The 5,152-nt window shown below is 28.2% G+C and carries 4 protein-coding genes, 1 tRNA gene, 1 rRNA gene and 1 pseudogene; 1 reads left to right on the top strand and 6 read right to left on the bottom strand.

What is annotated here, in order from left to right:
* The first annotated feature begins 731 nt into the window (after window positions 1-731).
* Window positions 732-2,069 (top strand): annotated as a pseudogene (locus tag B3603_RS07420) (IS3 family transposase).
* A gap of 34 nt (window positions 2,070-2,103) precedes the next feature.
* Here B3603_RS07420 and B3603_RS07415 read toward each other — a convergent pair.
* From B3603_RS07415 to rrf, 6 genes are all read right to left on the bottom strand, one after another.
* Window positions 2,104-2,478, bottom strand: coding sequence for a PH domain-containing protein (locus tag B3603_RS07415; protein WP_291562664.1), 375 nt, complete (start codon window positions 2,476-2,478; stop codon window positions 2,104-2,106).
* A gap of 23 nt (window positions 2,479-2,501) precedes the next feature.
* Window positions 2,502-2,963 carry a hypothetical protein gene (locus tag B3603_RS07410; RefSeq protein ID WP_291562663.1) on the bottom strand — a complete coding sequence of 154 codons (462 nt, stop codon included), beginning with the start codon at window positions 2,961-2,963 and terminating at the stop codon, window positions 2,502-2,504.
* Window positions 2,964-3,046: 83 nt separating this feature from the next.
* Window positions 3,047-3,193, bottom strand: coding sequence for a hypothetical protein (locus B3603_RS07405; RefSeq protein ID WP_291562661.1), 147 nt, complete (start codon window positions 3,191-3,193; stop codon window positions 3,047-3,049).
* A gap of 795 nt (window positions 3,194-3,988) precedes the next feature.
* Window positions 3,989-4,426 (bottom strand): VanZ family protein, encoded by a 438-nt coding sequence (locus B3603_RS07400; protein WP_291562659.1) that lies wholly within the window; start codon window positions 4,424-4,426, stop codon window positions 3,989-3,991.
* Window positions 4,427-4,922: 496 nt separating this feature from the next.
* Window positions 4,923-4,998 (bottom strand) — tRNA-Lys (locus B3603_RS07395).
* Window positions 4,999-5,033: 35 nt separating this feature from the next.
* Window positions 5,034-5,151: ribosomal RNA gene (rrf, locus tag B3603_RS07390) — 5S ribosomal RNA — on the bottom strand.
* Window position 5,152: the final 1 nt, after the last annotated feature.

The raw sequence follows: 5,152 nt of genomic DNA, 5'->3' as shown, positions 1-5,152 counted from the left end.
ACCGTGCGTACCGTTCGGTACACGGCGGTTCAATAAGTTAACAATTAGATTTAATCTTCGTATTAAGCGTAGGATTCACTAAGCACTCCTAACCTTTACTTTCGAGTTCCACTCTATCCTCCGTTAGGCAGTCCTTTTCAGTTGGCAGCTTTCAGGCATGAATTACCCTCTTAACGACTCTTATTAACTTATTGTCAAGTCCTTTCCTAACCTAAACTTTCGCAAAGGCTTATACGGTACTATGACTTGAACTGACTTCTAAATGTTCAGCTATACCTCTCGATATAGGTTACTAAGTGAGAAAGTTTATTCTCATACAGAGCATATCATTTAGACCTCCCCAGGTAAGGTGCAGCAACCTTCATCCCATGTAACCGCTGCATTTACTGCATGGAGTTCGGGCAGTATCGGACTTTGCTTTGTATAGCAAGCTCATCCGCTCCACATCAGCCTCTTATACAGTTTCTGTTCGTCAGTTCGGGATTTTGCCTCCGACTTCTTTCAAATTCCACCTCACGGTGGACACCCTTGTCTTCAGCTAACGTTCCTACTGCCAAGCCTGTAGTGGACCTTCACCACCAAGTTGTTGCCCATGCTGGGCACACTATAAAAAAAAGACCTACAATTTATAGGTCTAAAATGTACCCTATAGAGTAGATAATTTAAAAAAAGTCTACCCTATAGGGTTTTTTCATGTATAATTTTTAAAAAAACAAGTGAGGAGTTAGTTTATGAGTATTAAGTTATTTAATAATGAAGAAATTGATATATTATCTAAAAATAAATATGTAAAAAAAAGTAAGCAACAAGGCAATTACCTATACTGATGAGTTTAAAAGTATTTTTATAACTAAAAATGAAGCTGGAAAATTCCCAAGAGAAATATTCGAAGAATGTGGTTTTAATGTAGATATTTTAGGAATAGAAAGAGTAAGATCATGTGGAAAAAGATGGCGTGCTGCACACGCAACTGGCGGAGTCATGGGATTACAAGATACAAGAAAGTATAATACTGGAAGACCAACTGAAAAAGAATTATCTTTAGAGGAAAAATATAGACGTCTTGAAGCTAAAAATAAATTACTACAAGCAGAAAATGAATTACTAAAAAAGTTAGATATGTTAGGAAGGAGGATGTTAAAAAAGAAGTAAATTTGGCATCAGAAGATAAGTTTTTGTTAATTAGATCCACTATTAAGAAATATAAACTTAAAAATATGATAAGTCATTTGTGCGAGCTATCAGGAGTATCTAGATCTGGTTATTATAAATATTTTTCAAATAAATCAGAAGAACTTAGAGCTAACAGAAATGCTAATGATGAGCTTGCTAAATACTATATTTTAAAAGCATTTACTTTCAAGAAGCGTAAAAAAGGTGCAAGACAAATTAAAATGGTATTGGAAAATGAATTTGGTGTTGTATATAACTTAAAACGTATTAGAAGGATAATGAAAAAGTACAGTATTTTTTGCCCTATTAGAAAAGCTAATCCTTATAGAAGGATGATGAATGCTACAAAAGAACATACTGTTATGCCAAATTTATTGAATCGTAAATTTAAGCAAAATACTCCAGGAAAAGTTTTATTAACAGACATTACTTACTTAACTTATAAAAATAGAAAGAGGGCATATTTATCAACTATTAAAGATTCCTCAACAAACGAAATATTAGCATATAATGTCTCCGACAGTCTTTCACTTGAAATTGCGATAGATACTATAACAAAACTTAGCCTAAATAAATCAGTTAAACTTCACAGCGAAGCATTTATTCATTCGGATCAAGGAGTCCATTATACAAGTCCTAAATTTCAGAAACTAGTAAAAGAAATCGGATTAAAACAGTCAATGTCAAGGCGTGGCAATTGCTGGGACAATGCTCCGCAGGAGTCTTTCTTTGGACATTTTAAAGATGAGGTTGATTTTAAAAACTTAGAAACTTTAGAAAAGTTAACAGATGAAATTGATAATTATATGGATTATTATAACAATCATAGATATCAGTGGAACTTAAAAAAGATGACTCCTGTTCAATACAGAAATCATCTTATTAATGCGGCATAGTCTTTTTTAAAATGTCCTTTACAAAGGGTACACTTTAGTCTTTAAGCTGTTGCTTTCTTTTTCCTTTGTTTTCTTTAATAAAATCTACAAATTTTATTAAATTTTGATCTTCTACAAATCTCATAGAACAAGATTGCTTTTTGCAATGAATAAACACTTTATCTCCAAACTTTTCTTGTGACAGCTCTACATTATATAAATCTTCATATTCAACTACATCATTAAATACTGTAAAAAATCTTTTACTACAAAACCTTATTTTCTTATTAGTTGCAATTAATATACCTGTCCTTAATGTGCTTTTTCCATTAAACACCTTTTCATAAGCACCATATATATAATGTACTATTTCTTCATTACTCTCAAAGCCTTTTTTAGATATTTCTAATAACTTCTCAACTTTTGTCAAAATACTCCCCCCAAATTGTTATATTATCTAAATATCTTATCAATGTATTTTTTTAAAATTAAAATAAATTCATTAATTAAATCTTTTATCCTATATTTTATTCCTTTTTTAAGTAAATCACAACCTTGATTGTTTTTAATTTTGTCATCAAGTTTCAATTTGCTTTCTACTATAAATGCAATATCACTCATTTGGTCATAAGCTCTTTCCTCTTCCCATTCTAATAATTTATCTTTTCCTATTGTATATTTGATAGAATCACAAAGTTCTTTAAGTATATTTATTTCATTACTATTTACGGAGGATAAGGTTATTAAATAATTTAATATTATTGCACCACATACTCTAGCATCTATACTTGTTAACGCACACCAATAAACAAAATAATTAATAAGAGCTCTTCTTTTATTTAGATTAAATTTTTTTACAGTATCTTCATATTGTTTAAGTAGCTCTTCATTATTTAGTAAAACTTCATATTTCATTTATTATCCTCCTTTACATTAATGCAATTTAACAAAAACTGATAACATTTTTATTTGCTATCAGTCTCTGCTACTAAATTCTTCTAAAACTTTTCATTTATTTCCTTTTGTATTCTCTTTAAATCTTTTTGTCTTAATTTTGTTTCTTTTTGGATTTTACCCCAATCTTCACCGTCAATCATCATTTCCTTTGCTTGGTTTTTAGTACCATTTTCTCTTTCGTCTTTCATTTTAATGCCTCCAAAATATTTTAATTATATTTTTACCATTTTCATTTTCTTTTATGTATAAATACAAAAATACTAAAACTAACATTAATTATGCTTATTTTATAGCGATTCTATAAACTTTATGGGTAATAACATAATATATAACTTTATTACAGAAGCTATTAATATATTTTTTGTAATAAATCTATTTTATTAGTTAAAAGACTTCTTTATTTCAGTTTTAACTAAATATGTTTTTTTATTCCTATGTAATGTAAAATACTACTGCATACTACAAAATAAAACTATTTAAATAACTATTAATCAATGAAAAATAAGTTATATTGGGAATATAAGGAACTTACTAAATAAATTATAATGTTTTCCTTTTGATTATAATTAACTTACAGAGGTTTCGATTTGAGAGAAAAGGTTTTATTATTGAAGATAATTTTTATATAGTAAAAATTTTGAAAGGGTGTTTTAAGAAATCTGGACATGATAATATATAAGCTTCTACTTACATAAGAACTAAAATTCATAAAAACTAAAAGTTATATTCTAATAATAATTATAAATGCAAAAATGATAATTATGATAAAGTAAAACCCCTAAAGTTTTATGTACAAATGTACAATAATATAAGTACAAATACTTCAGAAGACTTTATTGAAAGTCTATCTTAAAATTAAATCATAAAAAGAAAGTCGTCATAATTATGCTGACTTTCTTTTATGATTCTCATGAACCTAATAATAGAAAATTATATTGCATTAGTAATTCTTATCTTATGAAAAAATTATAACTCAAAACTATTTATAATGTAGAAACATATTTTATCTTATTTTTTATATATACAATCAACATACCCATCATTCCGCCACTAGTATCTAATATAACATCTTTTATACTTCCTTCTCTTCCAATTACAAATAATTGATGAAATTCATCACTACAAGCATAGAGAAACACAAATACTATACTTAAAAGAATGCTACTTTTAAATTTAAAATATTCTTTTAATACATTATAAAAAAGTATATAAAGAATAAAATATTCTGTGAAATGTCCTAACTTTCTAATTATGAAATTTGATAATTCTCCAAAAATACCATTAAAATTTATTCCTATAGTTCGAAGCATAGATATAACCAAATAACTTTGTTCATCAGATTGTATCGATGGCTGATGTGAAAACCAAAATATAATACACATCCATGCTATAAGTAGAAACCATTTTAATTTTTTATTCATAATTTTTTCCTCGCTAAATTATATTTTAAATAATATACCTATAAAATAAAACTTAATTTTATCTTTTATATAGAATTCATTGGTGAAATTCTAAGTTTTCATATAGAAACCCTATATAGGGATACAATGCGAAAACTTAATATATACTCTGGAAAATAAATTTTCTATAAAAACAGATTAACCCCTTAGAAATTAAGGATTAATAATTAAAAATGAAAAATTTAGGATGAAATTCACTGTTAGTGAATTTCTAAAATGAAGTTTATCTTAAAAAACTCCAAAGACTTTGACGGTGGAGTTTTAACCATAATTCTTCATTATTCATTCTTAATTTTTAATTCATTGTAAAAATTTTATTATGAAAATTAAAATCATGCATAAGCTAAATTTCCATTAAGGAACCCTACAGTATCCTTTAATTATAGTATTAATTATTAAGTTGATTATGCATTATTTACAATATAAAAAAATCCTTAGTACACATTGTACTAAGGATTGGTGGCTCACCGGGGGATCGAACCCCGGACACCATGATTAAAAGTCATGTGCTCTACCGACTGAGCTAGTGAACCATATTACTAAGCTAAGTTAAACTTAGCTTAGCACTACCTGGCAACAACCTACCCTCCCACAGGGTCTCCCCTGCAGTACTCTCGGCGTCCTAAGGCTTAACCTGCCTGTTCGGAATGGAAAGGGGTGTTACCCTTAGGACCATCATCACCAGAT

This window comes from Clostridium sp. UBA2485, assembly GCF_002341865.1.
Taxonomy (GTDB): Bacteria; Bacillota; Clostridia; order Clostridiales; family Clostridiaceae; genus Clostridium_J.
The sequence above is the reverse complement of the archived record's forward strand: the minus strand, read 5'-3'. Positions and strand labels throughout refer to the sequence as shown.

Excerpts from the sequence above, each read along its gene's own strand:
- B3603_RS07410 (WP_291562663.1), bottom strand. The coding sequence starts at position 2,963 with ATGAAATATGAAGTTTTACTAAATAATGAAGAGCTACTTAAACAATAT.
- B3603_RS07405 (WP_291562661.1), bottom strand. The coding sequence starts at position 3,193 with ATGAAAGACGAAAGAGAAAATGGTACTAAAAACCAAGCAAAGGAAATG.
- B3603_RS07400 (WP_291562659.1), bottom strand. The coding sequence starts at position 4,426 with ATGAATAAAAAATTAAAATGGTTTCTACTTATAGCATGGATGTGTATT.